This window comes from Peptostreptococcaceae bacterium (assembly GCA_016649995.1).
Classification (GTDB): domain Bacteria; phylum Bacillota; class Clostridia; order Peptostreptococcales; family BM714; genus BM714.
In genome coordinates, this window is record JAENWJ010000024.1 from 1 (window position 1) to 23,252 (window position 23,252).

The 23,252-nt window shown below is 40.8% G+C and carries 20 protein-coding genes and 1 CRISPR repeat array; of the genes, 4 read left to right on the forward strand and 16 right to left on the reverse strand.

The annotated features are described in order from the left end of the window. Positions 1–50: 50 nt before the first annotated feature. Positions 51–1,406: direct repeats of the CRISPR family, unit length 31 nt; unit sequence TTTCAATCCACGCACCCGCGAGGGGTGCGAC. Between the two features lie 142 nt (positions 1,407–1,548). From cas2 to JJE29_05740, 13 genes are all read right to left on the reverse strand, one after another. Further along, positions 1,549–1,839 carry a CRISPR-associated endonuclease Cas2 gene (cas2, locus tag JJE29_05680; GenBank protein MBK5252105.1) on the reverse strand — a complete coding sequence of 97 codons (291 nt, stop codon included), beginning with the start codon at positions 1,837–1,839 and terminating at the stop codon, positions 1,549–1,551. Between the two features lie 3 nt (positions 1,840–1,842). Next, positions 1,843–2,874 carry a type I-C CRISPR-associated endonuclease Cas1 gene (cas1c, locus tag JJE29_05685; GenBank protein ID MBK5252106.1) on the reverse strand — a complete coding sequence of 344 codons (1,032 nt, stop codon included), beginning with the start codon at positions 2,872–2,874 and terminating at the stop codon, positions 1,843–1,845. Beyond that, positions 2,874–3,548 (reverse strand): CRISPR-associated protein Cas4, encoded by a 675-nt coding sequence (gene cas4, locus JJE29_05690; GenBank protein ID MBK5252107.1) that lies wholly within the window; start codon positions 3,546–3,548, stop codon positions 2,874–2,876. The genes cas1c and cas4 overlap by 1 nt, the downstream gene beginning before the upstream one ends. Before the next feature lie 5 nt (positions 3,549–3,553). Continuing rightward, the gene (gene cas7c, locus JJE29_05695) at positions 3,554–4,423 is read right to left on the reverse strand and encodes a type I-C CRISPR-associated protein Cas7/Csd2 (protein ID MBK5252108.1); all 870 of its coding nucleotides are present in this window, start codon (positions 4,421–4,423) and stop codon (positions 3,554–3,556) included. Next, positions 4,423–6,213, reverse strand: coding sequence for a type I-C CRISPR-associated protein Cas8c/Csd1 (gene cas8c, locus JJE29_05700; protein MBK5252109.1), 1,791 nt, complete (start codon positions 6,211–6,213; stop codon positions 4,423–4,425). Before cas8c ends, cas7c begins: the two co-directional genes overlap by 1 nt. Then, positions 6,210–6,866: a type I-C CRISPR-associated protein Cas5 gene (cas5c, locus tag JJE29_05705; GenBank protein ID MBK5252110.1), complete on the reverse strand. Its 657-nt coding sequence runs from the start codon at positions 6,864–6,866 to the stop codon at positions 6,210–6,212. The genes cas8c and cas5c overlap by 4 nt, the downstream gene beginning before the upstream one ends. Before the next feature lie 11 nt (positions 6,867–6,877). Further along, positions 6,878–9,100, reverse strand: coding sequence for a CRISPR-associated helicase Cas3' (gene cas3, locus JJE29_05710; protein ID MBK5252111.1), 2,223 nt, complete (start codon positions 9,098–9,100; stop codon positions 6,878–6,880). A 282-nt stretch (positions 9,101–9,382) separates the two neighbouring features. After that, a complete protein-coding gene (locus JJE29_05715) occupies positions 9,383–9,988 on the reverse strand; it encodes a DUF445 family protein (GenBank protein MBK5252112.1) in 606 nt (201 codons plus the stop codon). Between the two features lie 169 nt (positions 9,989–10,157). Then, complete coding sequence (locus JJE29_05720; protein ID MBK5252113.1) at positions 10,158–11,168, reverse strand: transposase; 1,011 nt, start codon at positions 11,166–11,168, stop codon at positions 10,158–10,160. 149 nt (positions 11,169–11,317) lie between these two features. Beyond that, a complete protein-coding gene (gene hslO, locus JJE29_05725) occupies positions 11,318–12,205 on the reverse strand; it encodes an Hsp33 family molecular chaperone HslO (protein ID MBK5252114.1) in 888 nt (295 codons plus the stop codon). 15 nt (positions 12,206–12,220) lie between these two features. Continuing rightward, the gene (locus tag JJE29_05730) at positions 12,221–12,961 is read right to left on the reverse strand and encodes a class I SAM-dependent methyltransferase (GenBank protein MBK5252115.1); all 741 of its coding nucleotides are present in this window, start codon (positions 12,959–12,961) and stop codon (positions 12,221–12,223) included. 2 nt (positions 12,962–12,963) lie between these two features. Further along, positions 12,964–13,896: a CPBP family intramembrane metalloprotease gene (locus JJE29_05735; protein MBK5252116.1), complete on the reverse strand. Its 933-nt coding sequence runs from the start codon at positions 13,894–13,896 to the stop codon at positions 12,964–12,966. Positions 13,897–13,912: 16 nt separating this feature from the next. Next, on the reverse strand, positions 13,913–15,046 hold the full coding sequence (locus tag JJE29_05740) for an amidohydrolase (protein MBK5252117.1): 1,134 nt from the start codon (positions 15,044–15,046) through the stop codon (positions 13,913–13,915). Positions 15,047–15,487: 441 nt separating this feature from the next. Here JJE29_05740 and JJE29_05745 point away from each other — a divergent pair, with 441 nt between their 5' ends. Genes JJE29_05745 through dapD form a run of 4 tightly spaced genes read left to right on the forward strand, consistent with a single transcriptional unit; the run spans position 15,488 to position 18,888 of the window. Next, on the forward strand, positions 15,488–16,483 hold the full coding sequence (locus JJE29_05745) for an aspartate-semialdehyde dehydrogenase (GenBank protein MBK5252118.1): 996 nt from the start codon (positions 15,488–15,490) through the stop codon (positions 16,481–16,483). Positions 16,484–16,513: 30 nt separating this feature from the next. Beyond that, complete coding sequence (locus JJE29_05750) at positions 16,514–17,395, forward strand: 4-hydroxy-tetrahydrodipicolinate synthase (GenBank protein MBK5252119.1); 882 nt, start codon at positions 16,514–16,516, stop codon at positions 17,393–17,395. Positions 17,396–17,404: 9 nt separating this feature from the next. Beyond that, entirely contained in the window at positions 17,405–18,163 is a 759-nt protein-coding gene (locus JJE29_05755; protein ID MBK5252120.1) for a 4-hydroxy-tetrahydrodipicolinate reductase, read from the forward strand. 5 nt (positions 18,164–18,168) lie between these two features. Further along, positions 18,169–18,888 carry a 2,3,4,5-tetrahydropyridine-2,6-dicarboxylate N-acetyltransferase gene (gene dapD, locus JJE29_05760; GenBank protein MBK5252121.1) on the forward strand — a complete coding sequence of 240 codons (720 nt, stop codon included), beginning with the start codon at positions 18,169–18,171 and terminating at the stop codon, positions 18,886–18,888. Between the two features lie 576 nt (positions 18,889–19,464). Here dapD and hpt read toward each other — a convergent pair. The 3 genes from hpt to JJE29_05775 all read right to left on the reverse strand — a co-directional run. Then, positions 19,465–19,995, reverse strand: a complete 531-nt coding sequence (gene hpt / locus JJE29_05765; protein MBK5252122.1) for a hypoxanthine phosphoribosyltransferase — start codon at positions 19,993–19,995, stop codon at positions 19,465–19,467. A 76-nt stretch (positions 19,996–20,071) separates the two neighbouring features. After that, positions 20,072–21,394, reverse strand: coding sequence for a serine dehydratase subunit alpha family protein (locus JJE29_05770; protein MBK5252123.1), 1,323 nt, complete (start codon positions 21,392–21,394; stop codon positions 20,072–20,074). A gap of 168 nt (positions 21,395–21,562) precedes the next feature. Beyond that, on the reverse strand, positions 21,563–23,252 hold a 1,690-nt coding region (locus JJE29_05775), incomplete at its 5' end, for a sigma 54-interacting transcriptional regulator (GenBank protein ID MBK5252124.1).

Consider the following 23,252-nt stretch of genomic DNA (forward strand, 5'->3'; position numbering starts at 1 on the left):
ACGAGGGGTGCGACAAGCTATTGATGCAGTTTCAAAAGCGATGTTAGGAATTTCAATCCACGCACCCACGAGGGGTGCGACTAACGCTCGTAATAAATGCAATTGCCAAATAATAATTTCAATCCACGCACCCACGAGGGGTGCGACAAGTTAAGACACGAGACTTTGACAAGAAGGAAAGCATTTCAATCCACGCACCCACGAGGGGTGCGACAAAAAGGAACACGATGAATGGAGGTCTGTAAAATATTTCAATCCACGCACCCACGAGGGGTGCGACGTCAGGGAGTCCTGACATAACATGGGCAGTTTATATTTCAATCCACGCACCCACGAGGGGTGCGACGAGAGCGCACAGTAGTTAAGGTAGTTGAGGTAGATATTTCAATCCACGCACCCACGAGGGGTGCGACATGAACACCAACCAAAAGGAGAGTGTCGATAATGATTTCAATCCACGCACCCACGAGGGGTGCGACTAAATGGATATAAAAGCGACTTATTATATTTCAATTTCAATCCACGCACCCACGAGGGGTGCGACACAATTTTAGGCAATATATATAAATATGTTTCAGATTTCAATCCACGCACCCACGAGGGGTGCGACCACCACCTCCTTGAAGGCTCAACAAAAAGCAAAACAATTTCAATCCACGCACCCACGAGGGGTGCGACTTTGTTTTACTTTAAGCTTATTATCTGATATATAGTTTCAATCCACGCACCCGCGAGGGGTGCGACGATAACATCAGTAAGCGCTTTAACCTCCATCTTAGGTTTCAATCCACGCACCCGCGAGGGGTGCGACCATTTTCCCGCTGCAACTCTCGCTGTCCATGTGAGTTTCAATCCACGCACCCGCGAGGGGTGCGACCCTCATTAAAATCAGAATCAACATTACCTTTATATGTTTCAATCCACGCACCCGCGAGGGGTGCGACATACACTTGTACCCTTGATGTCTATTACTGATTGGTTTCAATCCACGCACCCGCGAGGGGTGCGACTATCAAGTGTTTCTTGTCCTGCAAGCTCTGAATAGTTTCAATCCACGCACCCGCGAGGGGTGCGACCTAATATTAATATCGATTTATTAGCGTTTAACGAGTTTCAATCCACGCACCCGCGAGGGGTGCGACTTTTAATAGCTTTCTTTGCAAGTCCTAAAAGAAAGTTTCAATCCACGCACCCGCGAGGGGTGCGACCTTCATCTAAAGTAATTTCTTTTTCTTCGTGATTGTTTCAATCCACGCACCCGCGAGGGGTGCGACACGATTTTGAGCAGGCTTTACACCAAACTCCATTGTTTCAATCCACGCACCCGCGAGGGGTGCGACAGGAATTACCTCGCTCTCTTTCTTTGTATCCAGGGTTTCAATCCACGCACCCGCGAGGGGTGCGACAGTATAGCAATACAATACTTGATACTACTTGATTAAATGTAGTATTTCCGCGAAGCGTTATTTTTTTTGACTTATGATTTAATTAACTCTTGTTTTCCAATGCTTCCATAATAATAAAACAAATGGTAGCTTAAGGTTCGCATCATATGATAAGAACCCCTTCAGGATCATAGCTTTCCTTCGCGCCAATATGTTCCACTCGATTCTTCCAATTAGCCCCCAGATAATAGAACCTTAGGCTATCCACTTTTTCATCAATTATAGAAACTAATTGATTTTTCATTTCCGTAAATTGTGCCGGGTCAACTAAACATTCAAACACTGAGTTCTGAACTCTCTGTCCATAATTCTCACAACATTTTGCTACATGTCTCAAACGCTTTCCACCATTTTTAGAAGTGGTATTAACATCATATGTTACTAAAATCAGCATTATTCATCTCCATAAAAACGGCGGATACCCGTCAATATCTCCCCTTATAAATCTTGCCATCAATTGTGCTTGAATATATGGCAACAATCCAAGCGAAATTTTTTCTTTTGTATACGGATGCTTTATATCAATCCTTTTACGCTTCTGCCATTCTGTCAATAGTTTTTTCCTCATATCATCATCCATTAAAATTGCCCTATTTTCTTTTACTACAAAGTCTTTGGCTGAAACCTGTCTTCTATTAACTAATGAAAGTACAAATCGGTCTGCTAAATACGCTCTTAATTCTTCCATCATATCCAATGCCAACCCATTACGACCTGGTCTATCTTTATGGAAAAATCCTGCTGCTGGATCAAGTCCTACTGCTTCTATCGCAGATTTCACTTCATGAGCCAATAACACATATGTAAATGAAAGCAAAGCGTTCATATTGTCTAAAGGCGGTCGGCGGCTCCTTCCATGAAAGAAAAACGACTCCTTTTCGTGAAGTATCAGATTATCAAAAACCCCAAAATACATTTTTGCCGCATCACCCTCAATTCCTCTCAGCTCATCTTCATTTAAGGCATGTCTAGCATTTTCTGCTTGCCTTCCAAGTCTCTCTACAACAAAACTTATTTGTTGTTTCCCTGCAATTTCTTCGTAATCTCTAATTGCTCTCTTCAATACAGTACGTGAATTCATTATTTTCGCAACAATAAAATTCACACTTACTCCTAATCGCCTTTCAGAATCCTCAGCGATTCTGAATTGTTCTTTCCTTAAAAGTATATTCCCACTAAATGGTCCTTGTACTGAAGCTAAATATTTACCATATTCTGTTAGAAATGTTACTGAAACGCCTTTTTCCGCACATAATCCCATCAACGCTGGACTAGCTCCACAATAACCGAAACTTATAATACCCTCAAGATTGTGAATAGGTACAGCAATCGACTTTTTCCCTTCATTTTTTACAACGACTTGTTCTCCTTCTCTTGAAAGGTATACATCCGGATTGGTAATATAAAGCGTATTCAAAAGTTTCCTCATTATTCACCTTCTTTCATCATTTCATTAATATAATTTGAAACTGGTCTCGCTTTCTTTGTCAAGCGAGGAAAGCATAACTCTTTCATAGAACAATTGCCACATTTTTTATTTTTTTCAGCAGGTGGCGTAAGCCCTTTTTCAAATAGCTCATGCATCTCTTTAGCCATTGAAACTGTCCATTCCCGTAATTCAGATTCCATCTTGATTCTTGTCCGTCTCCGTTTCTGGTGATAGTATAAATATGCTTTATCAATATTTGCGCCCATCATTTCTTCAAGACATAAAACCTGCAAACATAGTTGGGCTTCGTCAGACTGATCAGATTTTGGTATTCCTCGTTTATATTCAACTGGATGAGGTAGCCAAAAGCCATCATAATCTCTAATTCTTATTCCTTTTCCATCTATAGTTTTTTCGAATTCAACAATATCAGCAACTCCCTGAATACCTAGTTTTTTCGAAATCAAAGGCATTGCCCTTGAAACAATCAAATCACTTCTTTTTTCTTTTTCATATGGATCATCTGCCCTTTCATGAAGATTCTTGCCTTCAACCGTTAGCATATTCTCTTTCCATTGTCTTTCTATATGAATCAACGCCCATTGACGCTTACAAAATACAAAATGTTGGATGCCTGACAAAGGCAAGTAAATCTTTTCATCATACTTGTCCAAGGCAATTACATTCTTTCGATAAGCTCAACACCGGCGGGAACTCCTGTTTTATCTATAGCTATTTCGTAATCTTCAAATGCTCTAGCTGGCATTCCATCCTTACGGTTTTCAGCTTTCACCAATTCAAATAATTTGTGCGCATGAGCATTCCCCAATTCACTCTCATGCTTAAAAACAATTAATTTTCTCGTTGCCATATTGCCCCTTGCCGCAGAATGATCATGCTCAAACATATTCTCTAGAGATTCCCAGAGAAGTTCCAAATCAGCTTCTCCAAATCCAGTCTTTTGAGCAAACGCAGCAGATACATATCCTTCCATTCGATAAAGAGCATAGGGCACTATATGTTTTCTTCCCATGGTTCTTTCTTTATCCCTATCTTTTTCATTCGTAACAGCCATGCGAGTAATTGTAATATCCTGTTGAACTATCGGATCAATGCTTCTTGAAAAGCCAAATTGCACAGGACCTCTCACCTGTCCACAATTAATTTCAGTTGTCATGACAGCCCCAAATGTCCTAATATCATAAAAATTGTCTGTCATAAATTGAGTAACCTTCATAGAATTCTCAATTTCCTTTGGAAGTTTTTTCGAAACAGGCTTCAATTTGTTTACTATGTAGGCCTCCTTGTTTTTTTCGTTTAACACGGCTCCCTCAGTAACATAAATCCTAAATCCTGTTTCATTTTTTTTTGCCAATTCAACATAATTTCTGACCTTACGCTTAATGCAAACATCCGTGACTATGCCTTTGCTAGTTTCAGGATCGATTCTAGGCATATTACCTGCATCCGGATCTCCGTTCGGATTCCCATTTTGAACATCATAATACAGTATAAATTCATACCTTCTGTCAATAATCTTGTTTTCCATTATTTTCCTCCTTGTTTATCTTCTGTTTTTTTTGTATAGAAAGATTGCTTTTGATGATAGTATCCCAATATAAATTGACCTTGATCATCTAAATTCAAATGCGCCGGGAAGCTGTCTATCGATTGCATAATCTGCTGAATTTCCCTATCCCTAGCATAGCCATAATCAGATTTTTCAATATGATACTGGGCAAGTTTAACTAATGTGGGAAAAACCGCCCCTGGTGTTGCAGTTGCTGAACTAAAGTATCTATCCTTAATTGTCGAGTTGATTTTCTCCCCAAGCGCATCTTTCTGTGCTTTCTCCATTACGGCAAACAATCTACCTAATAGATATCCTGTGTTTTTATTGTCATGATTCAAAGCCACGGTGAAATCACCTTCCTTTCTATTATCATATACACGCATTTTTCTCTTTAAGCAGGCTTTAATCAAACCGGCTCTTATGTAGTTAACATCATTATCCGCTCTAATTCTTGTGATTACTGCAGTATAAAGGCTTTGAGGATACTGCGTTCCGCGAATTATCGCCTCCGTCAATTTTCCGGCCATTAATGGCGAAAGATTCTTAAGGTCCTTATGAACACTTATTTCCTTTAAAACTTTCCATGTTGAAATAACATTGTTTTCATCCTTGCGGTCAATTGTCATATCAAGTTGATGCATTAAGAGATTCTCAAGCAAGGTTCCGAACTTATCTACATGCCAAAACCGAATTGAAACGCGAGAGGCATTAGGCGCAAGGCCTAGTATGTAGAATTTGCTTTCGGGATTAATAGCTTCATTCGCTTTTTCAAGAATCGGGAGCCCCTTTCTTGCCCTATCAAGAAGCTTTGCTACTGTATTTTGAGCATTGGAATCGACTTGCTTCCCTTCTTTTTTGTTGCTTTCATCATTGGATGGATTAATCAATTCAGCAAAAACACTTTCTTCGATTCCTGAATGTGACTTTTCAGCCCAAAATACAGTAGTTGCATCACCAATACGCAAATGATTGTTTCTTGACCTTGTCATAAAGTTCAACGCCGAAGTATACGCAGCAGCAACTCGATTACTCACGGGTGCATTAAACCCCTGCTTTTCGGTTTTTCCATAGGACTCAAACGATCTTTTGTTGAATGAAACCAAGGATGTCCCGGTTGCTTGCCCCCCGACAATTCCCTTGATACTAGGGTGAAGTTTTGCAATGGGACCCTTTTCCCCGCTAACAAGACATTGACCTTGCTCAGCAGAATCTAGTAGCCTCTCCATGTACACATTCCAAGCTTGCTTAACAGATTCAAGCTGATGAATATACTTATGTTCGCCATCCATCCTGAAAACAATATTACCTCCTTCTTCTAGTATTTCTCTATTTTGTGCAATTATTTTTGATTCGTTTTCTCCACTTATATCGAACGTTGATAAAAACTCTAAAAACGGTTTCAATGCATCGTCTTTCGGATTGTCCAATATTTCGAGATTGTATCTCTTGAATTCCTCTGCAGCAAGCTGTGTCCGCTCAGGCTTTCCTTTTATATCAAGTCCGAACACATAGGTAGCATTATCACTCATGAAATTTGAACATATATTACATGTCTTTTTCCCTTGTGCAGGCACATTTATGTCCCTAGAAACAAGTTTTCCTTTTTCACTCGTTATTCGAAGATCATTTATGTCAACCAATTCACCATTTCTTGAGATAATAGCAGCGCAGGAAACCTTTGCGCTTGAGAAACCCGGTTTTGGCATATCTATATTTTCATCACTAAGCAACACATCATAGTAGTCCGCCAACGCCTTTAATATCATGAGAACACTTCCTTTCTAGAAGGAATTTCTATGCGTCCCTCTTTCATAACAAGCCTGCAGAACCCTGGCGTCATATCATTTTTGAAATCGATGTCAAAAAGCATCCATCCCAAATCTCCACTTTCATTGATTGTTTTTATCTCACTTTTCTCTTCAACCCACTCAAACATTGCCGGGAACTCCCTGCAGCCAAGATATGGTCTATGGAAGCATTTCCCACCTATCGCCCTTCTTCTAAAAATATCACGATGCTTTCCTTCATTATCATCTTCTCCAGCCTTATCGGTCATTTCGAAATGTGCTTCAATAATATATGATACATCTCTCAAAATCATAGATGCTCTCTGTTGACGCTCTTTGTTGATATCAATAAAGAAATTTTTTGCTTCGTTACCGTTCATCACGCTTTTTACTTTAGATGCAGAAACCTTGCTTTCAACCTCATTCCGTCTTATATTTTCAAAACGAACAGGTTTCTCTACATAAATAGCGTCAATAACCCAACTAATTGCAGGCTTCCAATGAATTGCCTCTAATATACCCCTTGCCGCAGAGGGTGTCATTACATCGTAGCTGACTCTTTCAACTTTCATTTCAGGTCTTGTGAAACATGCCCAATCTCCCCAAACTCTAATTCTGATCCCGTACTCCATTCGTTCACCCCCTAAAATACTAATTCTTCGTCCTGTCTATACGCAACATCTGGGATTTCCAAACCCATATCCGGTTTATACAGGTTGCCTCTTACCAACAGATAGATTCCGTCAACCGGTTGTTCCAATGCTCCCGCCTCAATCAATTTCTTAAATTCATGGCGATAGACTTGTACGGTATACGGCTGCAACTCATTAATCACTCCCTTCTTATATTTTGAAAACCTTAATTTATTAAAAATTGATTCGAGTTTATGGTGTTTTAAATCATCAGATTTCAAACCGTAAGGAACAATCACAGAAACCATATCGTTTTCTATCAGTTTAAAATCCTTTGCAATATCGGAAAAGGGATATATGAAATCCTTATCTCCTAGTCGGCTCCTCTCCATTATTCTTTTTTTATCCAAAAGCTTCTCGTCCTCCCAATACAAAAGTTTAAAATATCTTTGTATTGGGCCTGAATCAAGCACATCTTCATTTGCCTTTAAGCTTCGGATAATTTCCCTGCCCCTAGCCGCTGTACTTGATAACCAACCACCAGGCATCCCCATTTTTTCCGGTTCAAAAACAAATACTTTTCCTTCTTTGAGTTTTCCTTCCCTATTACATCTGCCTGCCGCCTGCGCAATTGAATCAAGACCTGCGGATGCTCGATAAACGACAGGAAAATCAATATCCACTCCCGCTTCAACGAGTTGCGTCGAAACCACGCGACATTCAGCATTTTCACTCAATAGTGTTTTTATTCTTTTTAACGCTTCTCTTCGATGCGCAGGGCACATCCTTGCGCTTAAATGTATTACTCCCCTTTCTCCTTCCATCAACCTATAAAGCGCCGCCGCATGTCTTCTAGTATTTACTATGCAAAGCACTTGATGCTCGCTCAATATTCGTTCTTTTAGTTTTTCATTTGAAAACATATCGATATAATAAACAGAAACCCTTTTGAAATCTTTGGTCAATTCTTCCTGATTATCAATGATTTCAGAAATATTAAGCCTATCCGAAAAAAAAGGGTTTAGAGATGGTTGAGTAGCTGTACATAAAACAACAGAAGAATGATAATTCATCACAAAATCCCCAAGCATTGAAACAGCCGGTTTCAAGTACTCAAATGGAAGCATTTGTGCTTCATCCAATATAATCACACTATTAGCAATATTATGTAACTTTCTGCATTTTGAAGGTTTATTTGAAAATAACGATTCAAAAAACTGCACATTTGTAGTAACAACAACAGGGGACTCCCAATTCTCTGTCGCCAAACGTAAACTTCTCTGTAAATCATCAATTGAGTTTTCATTTGCATTTGCAAAATTTTCGAACTGATAAGAACTATGATGTTCCAATACATTCTCATCACCGAAAATTTTCCTAAAAACATCTGCGTTCTGTTCAATTATGCTCGTAAAAGGAATTACATAAATAATTCGTTTTAAGCCATGTTTCTTCGCGTGCCGTAAAGCAAAAGCCATGGAAGATAATGTCTTTCCTCCCCCCGTAGGCACAGTTAAGCTGAATAATCCTCTGTCGTTTAAACCTTTTTTATAACAACAATCGTAAATATGCCTGCGCTGGCTATTAATCGAAGTACTCGAAGCATTATTTTGCAGTATATCCATATGTTTTTCAAATCTATGGAAGAGTTCCTCTATAGACTCGCTGCACTTTCGCATATGTGACCTTTTCTCATCAAGCACGCTTTCAGTATCTAAGAAATCCGCATCTACCAAGCATGAATAAACCATCCTAACAAGATTCGCCATTTGAAAGGCAACAATTTTATTTTCAATTTCCATTCTCGGTTTGTTCCAATCATCATTCAACAAACTGAAAATCTCTGATTTATATGCCGAGTAATCTTTGACTTCAGATTGCAATCTTCCGTGTAAATCAGAAGGAGAAACTTTGCCGCCATTTGGAATACCACCATGGTGCCCCGATATCGCATACGCCAATGACGTTCCCCACAATTTACCGCACATAGCAAAAGCCTCTTTTGCTCCCGCTGTTGAATGATTGACTCTTATTCCCGAACCCTCAAGTCTCGATTGAAATGCGTTAGAATACTTGCCGATATCGTGTAAAATACCAGCCATTTCCGCCATTTCTTTCGCACCAAAACCTTCTGCAAATTTTCCCGCCATTTCCGAAACATTAACCAAATGATCCTTTAATGTTTGCCAATCGCTTTTATCGAGATTTTCCCCAGAATGTCCATAATAAGCCATATGTCCCTCCATAAATGTAAACTATTCCATATTTTATTATATCACCATTACCATTTATTTTTAAATTTTGACAATTATCATTATTCATTTTTATTTTACCCCTTATTGTGGACATATATGGGCACAATTGAAATCTATTTATAGCTTTTATGGACTGGATCAACGATATAGCCCCCATCCCCATTTCGTTAATTATTTAAACTCAAAAAAAGAAATCGTGAAAGCCATTACTAATAGTGGCTTATCACGATTTTTCTACGTTACAATTAAATTGTCTATATTCTATACAAGAATCACTATCAATCCCTGCGCCAAGCCTATCAACAGTCCTATAACCCCGCCTAGAAGCTCAATATGCTTTAATTCCTTCTTTGCTATTGTCAAAATAATTTCCTCTATCTTATTATAATCGGCCATGTTTATTTTTTCTTCTATCATATCCGATATGCTAACCTTTTCAATCGCCTTATGCACAAGCATTTCAGTCATTTCATTGATTGCGCCTTCGCTCTCTTCATCTATAATCTTGTTTATATGATCCAAAATCATGATTTTAAATGTAAACGGTATGAAAGAAGGAAATCTTTCATCAGCAACATTCTTCAGCTTGTTTTTGATTAAAGCGAAAATCTGTTCCTTGCTATCGTCGTTAACCAATTCATCTATAATCTCTTCAAGAGAAACAAGTTCCTTCTCGACTGTATCAGCAATGTTTTTTGCTATTTCGCCTCTTCTCTTTGGTATCAGTCCCTGTAAGGTAAATCCCAAAATAGGAATCCTTATTGGCTTAATGGGCCTAAAAATCATCTTAATGGCCGTGACATTAGTAGACCATCCTATAATAGCTCCAACAATCGCCATAAAAATTAAACGGTAATATATATCCATAAAAACCGTTGCCAAAACATTATAAAACTCTATAAGTTTGTTTAATTCCCTGTTCAACGTGTTCGATTTGGCTATTCCGAAGAATGAGCTACTTTCGTTTGATCTAACACTCCGAGGGCTTAAATTCCCATACAACGCATGGTACATATTAGTAGCATCTTTTAAGTGATTAGCTTACTAATTCATATCTTGATAAATTGATGCTTGCGTTATAATCTCTGTCTATAACACAACCACATTCCTCACAGATATATGTCCTTTCAGACAGTGAAAGTTTTTCTTTTACATGTCCACACTCACTACAAGTCTTTGATGATGGAAACCATTTGTCAGCTTCTACAAACTCGATTCCATTGAACTCACATTTATACTTCATTTGCCTTTTAAATTCAGACAATCCTTGTTTTGCTATTGCTTTTGATAAATGCTTGTTCTTCATCATTCTCTTGATGTTAAGCGTTTCCATAACAACCCTTGATGGCTTGGTTTTCACTATCTGATTCGTTGTTTGGTGATTATAATTACTTCTTATGTTTGTTAATCTTCTATGAAGTAATCTAATCTGCTTTTCAAGTTTTACAATATTACTTGTTTTGACGAACTTACTCCCTTCTTTGTTTTTTTGGTATTTGCCTGATACCCTGCGTTGTAATCTACGCAACCTTTTTTCAAGTTGTTTAACTGCTACTGTTTTGTTTATATTTTTGAATGTCATTCCATTTGAGCATATTGCTAAATCTTTGATTCCAACATCAATACCAATACTCTCACCCGTCAATTCAACAACAGGTAATTCTTTTTCGATTAGCACAGAACTTTCTTTAATTTTAAGCTTTGAAGTGTCATTATAGAAAGAAGGCTTGGATCTTCTTCGACTCTTGAATCGAGGTTTATCTGATAATCCTTTAAAGAACTTAATATAAGCTCCACAACCATCTTTAACCGCTTGTTTTGCTATATTGTTAGATACTTCACTAAGCCAAGTAAGTTCGGTTTTCTTTAATATTGTCAATTCTTTTCTTAAATCATTATCAGAGATGAACTTGCCTTCATTTTCATGATTTTCTTCCTGTCGATTTAATGTCCAATTATATATGAACCTAGCAGTACCAGCTGATTGCCACAACTTCTGTTCTTGCTCTTCAGTTGGAGATAATCTAACTTTATTCGCCAGTATCATTTTCCAACAACTCCTTAATCATCTTCCAATGTTTGATAAAGAGATATATATAAATATTCATAGAGTTATGTCAACAGTACTTAGCCTCTTCCCCTAAATTTATCCTCTATGAAATTCAATCCCTATTCTACAAAATCCTCGCTTATCCGTCAAGATGATGTTGCCTCGTCAAGCAATTTTTTCAGCCGTGCGCTGTCTATTACGTATTTGGTATTGCAGAAATGGCAATTTACTTCCGCCTGTCCGTCTTCCTCTATCATCTTGATTATTTCACTTTTGCCCAAACTGATTACCGCCTTCTCCACTTTTTTTCTGCTACAATCACAGGCATATGCCACTTCCTTCTCTTCAAGAATTTTAAATTGGAAAGGCTTAAGTATTATCTCAGCCATCTTTTTTACGTCTCCGCTTGCCGCCTTTACAATGTCGGTTACGGAATCGAGCCTTTTAATGTGGTCCTCCAATATGTCTAGTAGGAAAGGATTGCAACCTGGCATTGGCTGAATTATAAACCCTCCAGCCGCTCCTACTATGTGGTCCCTTTCTACGAAAACCCCAAGTGATACAGCAGAAGGCTCCTGTTTTGAATACATAAAGTATGCCGCAAGGTCCTCGGCTATCTCACCTGAAACCAAATCCAGGCGCCCGATATACGGTTCCTTTAACCCAAAATCTTGAATAACAATCAACTGACCGCTTCCAATTGAACCGCCCACATCCAGCTTTTCGTTTTCATTAAGCTTAAATGGGGCATTCGGATTCGAGACATAGCCCTTGGTTGTTCCATTGGAATCCGAAACCGAAACGATATGGGAAATAACGCCATCCCCTTTTATTTGAAGCGTAAGCTTGTCTTTCTTTCCTTTCATCATCCATCCCATCATAGACGATGCCGTAATAAGCCGTCCGAGCGCCGCCGAAGAAACAGCCGTGGTTCCATGTACTTTTCTGGCCTTTTCGACCAGCTCAGTAGTCTCCCCTATGAAAAACCTGAATTGGCCGGCCTCTGCCGTGCCTCTTATTAATTTGCTTTCCATGTGTTTCTCCTTCCGTTACAATTCGCAGACAAATGTTATTCGTTCGCTTTCCCTAACCGGCCCATCAAATGTAAGCGTCTCATAGATTTCTATTTTACCGAAACCTTCTCTTAAAAGCATCTCCTTCAATTCATCCATGCCGTATGCCCTTTGCAGGTGAAATTCCTCATGTTTGCTATAGAATTCCCCTTCTTTTCCGAAGAAAGTCAGAACCATCTCTACAAGTTTTTTCCGTTCATTGTAATAGTTTTCCCATATATAGGAGACCTCGGGTTTATTTTCTGCATAAAGATTATTACCCAAAATTGTGGAAAGCTTGTATTCAGAGCTTATGTCGAATATGAATAAACCACCGGGCTTGATAATTCCAGCCACATTTCCGAACAGGTCCATTACATCTTCCTTCTCGGTCATGTAGTTGATTCCATCGCAAAGGCAAAGCACCACATCCGATTTCTTATTGTAATCGAGATTGCCCATATCCTGAAGCAAAAACGGAATGTAAAGGCCTTTTGCGGATGCCTTTTCTCCTGCGATAGTAAGCATTGACTCTGATATGTCAATCCCTGTGCACGAATATCCCCTCTCGGAAAGCCGAATGGCAATGTTCCCGGTTCCGCATGCCAACTCAAGAACCGTTTCCGGCTTGAATTTTCTTTTCCTAAAAATAGCTTCAATATAATCCGTCCAAAGATCGTAGTCGGTTCTTTCCATCAGCAAATCATAATACTTTGCAAAATACGTATATGAATCCATATTTACCTCCGTGAAACCATTTCAAACAAAACATACACGACTCCTACTATCGAAATGGGAATGTACCCCCACCATGGAACCGGCTCCATTGCCGTCGAATCACCTTCCGCATGTGCTTCTTCCAGTCTTACATCATTATTCATCCGGAGCTTTTCAACCGAACGTCTTTTGAGTCTCCTTATCAATCCCCCCGCCACGAATGCGCATAGAATAACGATAGCTATTGTCGCCACATTAGCTATCAGCACGCTACCTTCCGCTGCGGCCCCCGCACCCGGACTTTCATTATTGTTCATTACGCTTAAAAATCCTATCGTCACCGACAATGCATTGTGGGTGGCATGAGCCAAAACCCCTGCATAAATCGAATCTGTCACATAAACAAAATAACCAAACAATATTCCAAGCATGATTGGCCCCAAAAGATTTTGAATATTGAAGTGAAAAAACCCGAACAAAACAGCCGTCCAAAAGATTGCCTTTTTAGGTCCGTATCTTTCATAGGCTCTCATTACGACCCCTCTGAAAAAAAACTCCTCGCAAATGCCCGCACTTATAGCAACAGCAAAGAGGAGCAGTGCATATTCATTTACATTGCTCGCTGATGGAAACGGTATCGGCCTATACCAGCCTATCGAATCAAGAAGATTAATTACAATCATATTTCCCGTAATCGAAATGGGATAAAAAAGGAATATGATTGATACTATAAGAATCCCCTCGCTTAGAGACAGTCGGTTCAATCTGAATATTTTTTTCATACCTCCTCGTGTCCAAATGGCAAACAAGGCTGCCGGCAAAAGCACAAGTATGAATTCGGTTGCTATCAAACCGGATTCGGCATCTATTGACTGTACGAACGAACCTAATATTATCAGCAAAAGCGCCATGAAGAGATACAAAAGATTGACATTAGAAATGCTCAAACGTTTCATCTATTCATCTCCTTCATCACTCTATCACCGATGCGTAGGCCTTGACTCCCTTAACAAGCACCGATTCATCGAAATCAAATGTCTCACTGTGGAGCGGGCTAATATAGCCCTTTTCTTCATTCCTTGTTCCAAGGAACAAAAACAGACCGGGAACTTTCTTCTGGTAGTATGAAAAATCCTCTGCCAGCATCTGGGGCTCTATGTCTACAACTTCTCCATCGTAAGCATTCCTGAATCTTTCCACTACTTTTTTGTCGTTTACAACCGGTGGATACATGTCCCTAAATACGATTTCAATCTTGCATCCATATATAGTCTCTATTCCATCAGCTATGTCGTCTATCCGTTTTTTTATGGAAACATATACCTCTTCGCTGAATGTCCTTATCGTCCCCTCAAGGTACATTTCACCCGCTACTATATTGCGAATTTCTCCACCCCAAATCTTTCCGAAGGTGATGACTGCCGGTTCGATTGGTTTAATGAATCTGCTTATGATTTTCTGTACTTCCGATATAAACGCCGTTGACGCAACCACTGCGTCTATGCCTTCCTGGGGTTGCGCGCCATGGGCGCTTTTACCACGCACAAAAACATCTATCTCTCCCGATTGGGCCATAAGTGGTCCATCCTTAAGCGCTATCTTTCCCTCGTCAAGAAACGGAAAGAGGTGAAGTCCATATATTTCATCTATTTTCATATCCCTAAAGACCTTTGAGTCTGCAATAATTTCCGCTCCGCCGGGTCCCTCTTCAGCCGGCTGGAATACAAGCACAAGATTGTCCTTGATTTTTCCACGGTTTAAAGATATGAACTCTGCAAAAGTAAGCAGTATTGCCATATGTCCGTCATGACCGCAGGCATGCATCATCCCAGGATGTTCTGACCTCGTTTTATGCCCTTTGCACTCCTCTACCGGCAAACCATCCATGTCTGACCTAAAGGCCAATGTCCTTCCGTCTCCATTACCCTTAAAAAAAGCTATCCAACCGGTTTTAGCAACCCTTTCCAACCGGTCCGGAGAAAGCTTTTTTAAGCGGCTTTCTATATAATCGCTTGTCTTGAATTCCTTGAAACCCATTTCGGGAATCTTGTGCAGGTCTCCTCTTATTCTAAGCAGCAAATCTTTATAGTCATTTTTTATTTTCATAATACTATTCTCCTTCGTTAATGTCTCTATTATTATAGTATAATTATCCCATAAAGGAAATGCATACTCGCCTATTGTCAGTTCTGTTGACAAATATGGCTTCAAAGTATAGAATATAGATTAAATAGAGACAATTCAATAGTCATTCTTTAGGTTGTAATTTAGAGGAGCGAATTTCAATAAGTATCATGGATTAGATTGGGGTGTCTCAATCCATGTGAAAGGTGCATTCGCCGAAGACAATGGTTCTCCCCAGGACAATTGCCTGGTATCTTGTTTAAGAGACATGGTACTTTTGTTGCATAGGTGCCCACCCTTGCAGCCAAGCGCTAACTTACAGAGGGCAAGAGATATTTTGATACGAATCAGTCAAAGTACTTTTGCTTTGGCTGTTTTTTTGTTCCTGGTTATATTATTATTAACACATAGGAGGATACTAAAATGAAAAAAGTAAACATCGCAGTAGTCGGAGCAACCGGCATGGTAGGAAGAACATTTCTTAAAGTTCTCGAGGACAGGGATTTTCCTTATGAAAACCTCTATCTCTTCGCATCGGCAAGATCGGCAGGCAAAGAACTTACTTGCAAAGGAAAAACGTACAAGGTCGAAGAGCTGACCGAGAATTCGTTTGACAGAGAAATCGACATAGCACTTTTTTCGGCAGGAGGAGAAACAAGCAAGCGCTTCGCTCCAATAGCTGCATCGAAAGGCGTAACCGTTGTAGATAACAGCAGCGCTTGGAGAATGGATCCCGAGGTTCCACTTGTTGTTCCGGAGGTTAATCCTGGAGACATAGAATGGAACAAGGGCATTATCGCAAACCCCAACTGCTCGACTATTCAAGCGGTTGTCGCTCTAAAGCCTCTTTATGATGCTTACGGAATCGAAAGAATCGTATACTCAACATACCAGGCCGTTTCAGGCTCGGGAGTAAAAGGTGTTGCAGATTTAGAAGAAGGCCTCAAGGGCAACAACACGTGCAAGGCATATCCCCATCCCATAGCAAACAACTGCCTTCCCCATATAGATGTTTTCCTTGAAAACGGGTATACAAAAGAAGAAATGAAAATGATTGACGAAACGAAAAAGATAATCGGAGACGACACTCTAAAGATAACCGCCACCACAGTAAGGGTACCCGTATTCTACAGCCACAGTGAATCCATCAACGTGCAGCTCAAGAAGCCGTTTGAGGTGGAGGATATCAAAAAACTCATGGAAGACGCCGACGGCATAGTGCTTATGGACAATGTTTCGGAAAACATCTATCCCCTTGCATCAATAGCAGCCGGAACCGATCCTGTCTATGTGGGCAGAATACGCAGGGACTTCAGCATTAAAAACGGTCTTAATCTTTGGGTTGTAGCAGACAACATCCGCAAGGGCGCTGCAACCAATACCATACAGATAGCTGAAAAGTTGGTTGAATCTCTCTAAAGGAAAACCATTGAAAGGAAAGGTGATATTATGTCATTATTCAAAGGTTCAGGAGTTGCTATCGTTACTCCCTTCAACGGAGACGAAAGCATCAATTTCGAAAAGCTTGGCGAAATGATTGATTGGCAGATTGAGGAATCAACCGATGCCATAATCATTTGCGGAACCACCGGCGAAGCCACTACAATGGACAAAGAAGAACAAATGGAAACCATACGTTTTGCGGTTGAAAAGGTTGCCGGACGAATCCCCGTGATTGCCGGAACAGGAAGCAATAATACCAAGCACGCAATAGAGATGAGCAAGTTCGCCGAATCGGTAGGAGTAGACGGACTTTTGATTGTAACTCCATACTATAACAAGGGAACGCAAAAGGGCATTATCAAGCATTATACGGTCATAGCAGATTCCGTTAATCTTCCCATAATCGTTTACAATGTTCCGGGCAGAACCGGAGTCAACATACTTCCTGAAACTGTTGCGGAACTTGCAAAGCATCCGAACATACAAGGAGTAAAGGAAGCTAGCGGAGACATAGCCCAGGTGGTTGAAATAGCAAGACTCGTACCGGACGACTTCTACATTTACTCCGGAAACGACGACATGATTGTTCCGCTTCTGTCGGTAAAAGGAGACGGCGTCATCTCGGTTGTAGCAAACATAGCGCCAAAGGATACACACGACATGGTAATGAAGTTTCATGCAGGAGACCTTAAAGGCGCCTGCGAGCTGCAGCTTAAAATGAAAGCTCTGATAGATGCGCTCTTCAAGGAAGTAAACCCGATTCCAATCAAGACGGCTCTAAATCTTATGGGTAAAGATGTTGGCGGATTCAGGCTCCCGCTTTGCGAAATGTCCGAAGGACCCCTTGAAAATCTCAAGGAACAAATGCGTCTTTACGGATTGCTGTAGGTGAATGCCATGATTAGAATACTACTTAACGGAGCAGGCGGCAAGATGGGCGCCGTGGTTGCAGAAATTGTAAAAAAAAATAAGAATATGCAAGTGGTCTGCGGTGTCGACGCTTTCGCTGATCCTTCTGATTTCAAATTCCCATTATACCAATCTTTGGACCTTTCCACCGAAAAAGCCGATGTTGTGATCGATTTTTCGCATTTTTCGGTTGTGCCAAATGTTTTGAAATACTGCGTCGATAAACAAACACCAGCCGTCATCTGCACCACCGGAATAGACGATGAATTGACAAAAGCAATAAACATTGCATCTGAAAAAGTAGCAATATTCAGGAGCGGCAACATGTCCCTTGGAATCAATCTACTTATAGATTTGGCAAAAAGGGCAACCTCAGTACTTGGAGACAATTTCGATGTGGAAATAATCGAAAAACACCACAACCGTAAAGTGGATGCGCCAAGCGGAACCGCATTTATGATAGCCCAAGGCATCGAAAGCGAAAAAAGCGCCGATGGATCATTCGTTTATGGAAGGCATGGCAAAGATGCAAAGCGCAAACCCGACGAGATAGGAATTCATGCCGTTAGAGGCGGAACCATCGTAGGGGAACACACTGTAATATTTGCCGGAAACGATGAAATAATCGAAATTCGCCACAGCGCAACGTCGCGAAATGTTTTTGCCGAGGGAGCCGTAAAGGCTGCGGAATTCCTTTCCGTAAGAGGCCCAGGGCTTTATGACATGAATTCAATCTTGAAAGGATGATGGATATGAACGAAAACTACGACATGACCGATCCGTATCAAATAGCAAAATTCATTAAGGATTCCAAGAAGAGCACTCCTGTCAAGGTATATATAAAGGGTAATCTTGAGGGAATAATTGCAACCGATGACTTCAAGGTCTTCGGTGCAGACGAATTCTGGGTGCTCGTTGGTGAAAACGCCGCAATAGCGGAATTCCTTGATGGACACGCAGAACTTATAGATTACTATCACCTAGAGAACGACCGACGAAACTCAGCAATCCCTATGCTGGACCTTAAAGGCATAGACGCACGCATAGAGCCGGGAGCAGTCATAAGAGACAGAGTAAAAATAGGCAAGAACGCTGTCATAATGATGGGAGCCGTAATCAACATAGGCTCCGAAGTCGGAGAAGGAACGATGATCGACATGAACGCCGTTTTAGGAGCAAGGGCTACCATAGGCAAGAATGTGCATGTTGGTGCAGGCTCCGTAATAGCCGGTGTTCTTGAGCCGCCGAGCGCAACCCCTGTAATAGTAGAGGATGATGTACTCATTGGTGCTAACGTTGTCGTGCTTGAAGGCGTTCGCATAGGAAAGGGCGCAGTCGTTGCGGCCGGAGCAGTCGTAACAAAGGATGTTCCCGCCGATTCAGTCGTAGCCGGAACACCTGCAAGAGTAATCAAAATGAAAGACGCCAAGACTATAGACAAGACTAGACTCCTCGACGATCTTCGAGGCTAGCAAACCGACGAGAATCAGCAATTTCATCGTTGCTTAAAAAAACCCGCTCGATTACGTATATTTATATACGCTCAACTCGACGGGTTTTTTTAGCGCCTTGAACTTATATGATTCTCGTCGGTTTGAAAGAAGTTAATATATACGATCACATCACAAAACTCCGGATACGCCTTGAAGCAGTAAGTTCTCTTCGGCCCAAATAAACTAGTAAGTCAAATAGAACAAATGGAAAATATCTAAAGCTATACTCATGAAAAACCGACGTTGGATGGCATAACATGCTCACATCGTCGGTTTTTTTTAGCGCCGTAAGCTTATATGATTCTCGTCGGTTTGAGAAAATAAATATATATACGCTCAACTCGCAAAATTAGGAATACGCCTTGATAATAAGCATAAAAAGAAAAAACTACAGGCATCCATTTCACATAATTCGGATGCCTGCTTTTCATTTCTTTAGTTTTGTCCTATGTTTTTGTATTTACTGCCTACTGCCAACTGCATGCTATCATTTATACGTGGACAGAACGGTTTTCATATTGTAACGCCGGAATTAGTAATTGTCATCTGCCTGAGTTAGTCTACAAATGCGAATATATAAGGCACATTCCTATAATAATGCCCGTAGTTTAAACCGTACCCCACTATAAACTTGTCAGGAATGGTAAATCCCACATAGTCCGCCTCTATCTCCGTCACCCTTCTCGATGGTTTATCAAGAAGCACGCAGGATGCAAGGCTCTTGGGATTCTTTCCGGCCAAGTGCTTCATTATGAAATCTAGAGTCACTCCCGAATCCGCTATGTCATCCACCACTAGAACATCGTAATCGGACAAATCGGCTTCAATGTCCTGCACTATTTTCACTTTGCCTGAATTTACCGTCGCATGCCCATAGCTCGAGGTTGTCATGAATTCTACCCTAATAGGCAAATCTATTTCCCTTACCAAATCTGCGGTAAAAACAAAGCTTCCTTTCAAAAGCGAAACTGTAATAAGCTTCTTGCCTTCGTAGTCGGAACGAATTTGTAATCCCATTTCTTTCACTCTTTTTTGTATTTCCTCGCGAGTGAACAACACTTCTTTTCTTTTGGATTCAACGTCCATTAAATACCTCCATATTGACAAAGCTCTTTCTTTTGCTGTCAATAACTATTCTAAAGCAGGGTCAAACCTTTGTCAATCAGAGGCATACATGTACATGCTGCAGATCCATTTCAACCATGCGCTTCAATATTACCTTGTCGGTTATGACCATTCCGTCGGCTGCCAGCTTACCCATGCTCTTGATGGATTCCTCTACGTTCTTGCCAACAAGTCCGTTGTATGCTGGAACGATGATTCCATCCATTGACATGTTTGCAAAGTAAACTGCACTTGATGATGCAGTCACAAGCTTGAGCGCACAGCCAAGCTTTGCTCCGTCGCATACCATTCCCGAAATGCTCGCTATCATGTTGCTTATTGCACCCTCTATTTGCTCTTGGGTTCCACCCATTATCCATACAAGCGCGCCGCTGACAGCCGTTCCCGCAGCAACACCACATCCGCAAAGCGCCGAAAGACGTCCTGTATATTTTTTTATGTAGCTTGTAATCATATGGCTGATTGCCAATGCCTTGCAAAGCTTCTCGTCCGATACCTCATTGAGCGAAGCATAAGCCGCAAGAGGAAGAGTGGCTGTTAAACCATGGTTTCCGCTTCCGCTGCTACTCATTACCGGCATGCTTATTCCTGACATTCTGGCATCTGTTCCGGATGCCGTATATATCATAGCCCTATTTAAGAGATCGTCAGAAAGTTCTCCGTTTTCGAGTTTCTTTTTATATTTATATCCTATTCCCATGCCTATTTCATTGTCCATAGCCGTGAATGAAATTTTCTTGTTCATTTTTATTCCGTCGAGCATAAACGCAAGATCTTCGAAGCTCATTGATTCAATCAATTCAATCAATTCCTTGATTGTCATTTCATAGATTGCTCCATTGTCGAATGCATCCTTTTTCACTCCAGGTTCTGTGCTTTCCTCAAATATGACACCCTCGTCCGTTTCCACTTTTATGAATCTATCGTGTCTTGATTTTATTATCGAACGAGCAAAGCCTTTTTCATAGGTCAATATACTATCCACATATACTCCATCTTTGACATTGGACTCTTCGATATGAACCATTCCACTCTCAACCATTCTCTTGGCTTCTGCAAGCGCCTTTTCATCAATATCCGAAAGCAGATTCAATCCTTTTTCCGAATGACCGCCGGTAACTCCAAGAGCCGCAGCAATCTGCAGTCCAACTTCACCGTTTGTTCCAGGGACGCCTACACCCATTCCGTTCTTATATATATTTGCGCTGACCTTTACATCCAAAGACTTAATCTTGCCCTTGCCTGCCGCAGCTTCTCTGGCTTTAGCGCATCCAAGCGATACTGCAACAGGCTCAGTACATCCCATTGCCGGTACGACTTCTCTTTCAAGTGTCCTTATTATCATTTCATTTAGTTCCATTTATACGCCTCCCCATAATAGTGATAATAGTAGTTTCCCTATTATCAAGCAACTATCATGCCAAAGCTAAAACACTGTGATTAAAGCCTTTTCCGGTTGCATGGTATCAATATGAGACTAATATATGTGATAATGATCTCATATTGATACTATTATCTCATTTTGATACTATATGTCGTATTTTTTTATTTTGCGGTAAAGCGTAGCCCTGCTGATGCCTAAATCGCTCACGCAAAGTTTTATGCCTCGTTCATTGTGCCCATGCTTCTTTAGGGCTCTTTCTATTTCGAATTGTTCCAAGGTTTCAAGCCTTCTTATTGCAACAGCTTCCGTATTTGTATTCTGCCTCTTATTTGAAGCCCTACTTTTCAAAATGCGCTTGGGTATATCCTTTAATGATATGCTTTCCCCGTTGCACATGTTTACAGAATATTCCACTGCATTTTCAAGCTCGCGCACATTCCCAGGCCAGTCATAGGATTTAAAAACCATAATGACATCCTGCTGTATCTCCTTAATTTCCTTGTGAAATTTTTCGCTGTATTTTTTTACAAAGAAATCCGCGAGTATGGATACGTCGTCTTTTCGCGCCCGCAAAGGAGGTATTGTCAGAGGTATTACGCTAAGACGGTAGAACAGGTCTTCCCTGAAAGCACCTTCCTCTACTACCTTTTCAATGTTCTTGTTTGTTGCCGCGATAACACGTATATCGACCTTAAAATAATGCTTTCCTCCAATTTTCTCGATAGTGTTGTTCTGCAAAACCCGGAGGAGCTTTTTCTGTAGATGTATAGGCATATCGCCAATTTCATCCAAGAATATTGTGCCCTTGTCTGCCAATTCAAATTTGCCTGTCTTTCCTCCTCGCACGGCTCCTGTGAAAGAGCCTTCTTCGTATCCGAAAAGCTCGCTTTCCAGCAAATTTTCAGGTATCGCCGCGCAATTGACTGTAACAAATGGCATCAGCCTTCTGTCACTCTTGTAGTGAATGGAACGGGCGAAGAGTTCTTTGCCTGTGCCGCTTTCGCCCTGTATCAGTATTGTGGAAGTACTTTTTGACGCTTTCTCCGCATATTCCTTCGTCATGTTCAATACGGCGCTGTTCCCAAGTATGTCATCAAAGGTAATATCCGGATCAGCTCCGGTGACATCATTTACTACGCTCAGGACATCGTCCTTGCTGTTGAAGCTTATTAGAAATCCAACCGTCTCACCGACGGTCCGCATAATGTTTACGTCGAAGATAAGGCGATTTCTTCCGTTGTCCTTCTTAGATACATATTCCCTATTGCGCAATGGACTATTTTCATTTGAATTCCTTTTCAGCCCCAGCACATAGTCAACGAAATCCTTGAGTGCTTTCTCCCACTCTCCGGAACCGGTTTTACTCAATATTTTTTTTGCCTTTTCGTTTGAACGCAAAATGATTCCAGCTCTATTGACAAAAACAACACCCTTGTCGAACGAATCAATAATCACCTGTAGTTCTTTTACCAACAGCTCAATTTTTTCGTTTTTCTCAGCATCCGAAAGCTTTGCCGATATCAGATCCCCCATCCTTTCAAGGAACACAAGCAAATCCTTCTTATCTCTAAGAAGCCTTTCCTTTTGGCTTTCCTCAAACGCTATGAGGCCTATTACCCCTATTATGCTCCCCTCATGGCGTATTGGCGAGCATACTTCGGCAACTTCCTTGCATTCATCCCTTCTGCCGCAAAACTGGCATATCGGATTTACTCTTGGATCATCTATTATATATTCCTTGCCTTTTTTAAGCGCATATCCAAAAATGGAATTTTTGCTTATCTTGTCCCCCAGCTGTCCAACATAGAGTCCGGTAGCAGCAATCCTAGTCAAT

What these genes read in the sequence shown, in the direction of transcription:
- cas2 (MBK5252105.1), bottom strand. Translation starts at nt 1,839, where the DNA reads ATGCTGATTTTAGTAACATATGATGTTAATACCACTTCTAAAAATGGT.
- cas1c (MBK5252106.1), bottom strand. Translation starts at nt 2,874, where the DNA reads ATGAGGAAACTTTTGAATACGCTTTATATTACCAATCCGGATGTATAC.
- cas7c (MBK5252108.1), bottom strand. Translation starts at nt 4,423, where the DNA reads ATGGAAAACAAGATTATTGACAGAAGGTATGAATTTATACTGTATTAT.
- cas8c (MBK5252109.1), bottom strand. Translation starts at nt 6,213, where the DNA reads ATGATATTAAAGGCGTTGGCGGACTACTATGATGTGTTGCTTAGTGAT.
- cas5c (MBK5252110.1), bottom strand. Translation starts at nt 6,866, where the DNA reads ATGGAGTACGGGATCAGAATTAGAGTTTGGGGAGATTGGGCATGTTTC.
- cas3 (MBK5252111.1), bottom strand. Translation starts at nt 9,100, where the DNA reads ATGGCTTATTATGGACATTCTGGGGAAAATCTCGATAAAAGCGATTGG.
- JJE29_05715 (MBK5252112.1), bottom strand. Translation starts at nt 9,988, where the DNA reads ATGGATATATATTACCGTTTAATTTTTATGGCGATTGTTGGAGCTATT.
- JJE29_05720 (MBK5252113.1), bottom strand. Translation starts at nt 11,168, where the DNA reads ATGATACTGGCGAATAAAGTTAGATTATCTCCAACTGAAGAGCAAGAA.
- hslO (MBK5252114.1), bottom strand. Translation starts at nt 12,205, where the DNA reads ATGGAAAGCAAATTAATAAGAGGCACGGCAGAGGCCGGCCAATTCAGG.
- JJE29_05730 (MBK5252115.1), bottom strand. Translation starts at nt 12,961, where the DNA reads ATGGATTCATATACGTATTTTGCAAAGTATTATGATTTGCTGATGGAA.
- JJE29_05735 (MBK5252116.1), bottom strand. Translation starts at nt 13,896, where the DNA reads ATGAAACGTTTGAGCATTTCTAATGTCAATCTTTTGTATCTCTTCATG.
- JJE29_05740 (MBK5252117.1), bottom strand. Translation starts at nt 15,046, where the DNA reads ATGAAAATAAAAAATGACTATAAAGATTTGCTGCTTAGAATAAGAGGA.
- JJE29_05745 (MBK5252118.1), top strand. Translation starts at nt 15,488, where the DNA reads ATGAAAAAAGTAAACATCGCAGTAGTCGGAGCAACCGGCATGGTAGGA.
- JJE29_05750 (MBK5252119.1), top strand. Translation starts at nt 16,514, where the DNA reads ATGTCATTATTCAAAGGTTCAGGAGTTGCTATCGTTACTCCCTTCAAC.
- JJE29_05755 (MBK5252120.1), top strand. Translation starts at nt 17,405, where the DNA reads ATGATTAGAATACTACTTAACGGAGCAGGCGGCAAGATGGGCGCCGTG.
- dapD (MBK5252121.1), top strand. Translation starts at nt 18,169, where the DNA reads ATGAACGAAAACTACGACATGACCGATCCGTATCAAATAGCAAAATTC.
- hpt (MBK5252122.1), bottom strand. Translation starts at nt 19,995, where the DNA reads ATGGACGTTGAATCCAAAAGAAAAGAAGTGTTGTTCACTCGCGAGGAA.
- JJE29_05770 (MBK5252123.1), bottom strand. Translation starts at nt 21,394, where the DNA reads ATGGAACTAAATGAAATGATAATAAGGACACTTGAAAGAGAAGTCGTA.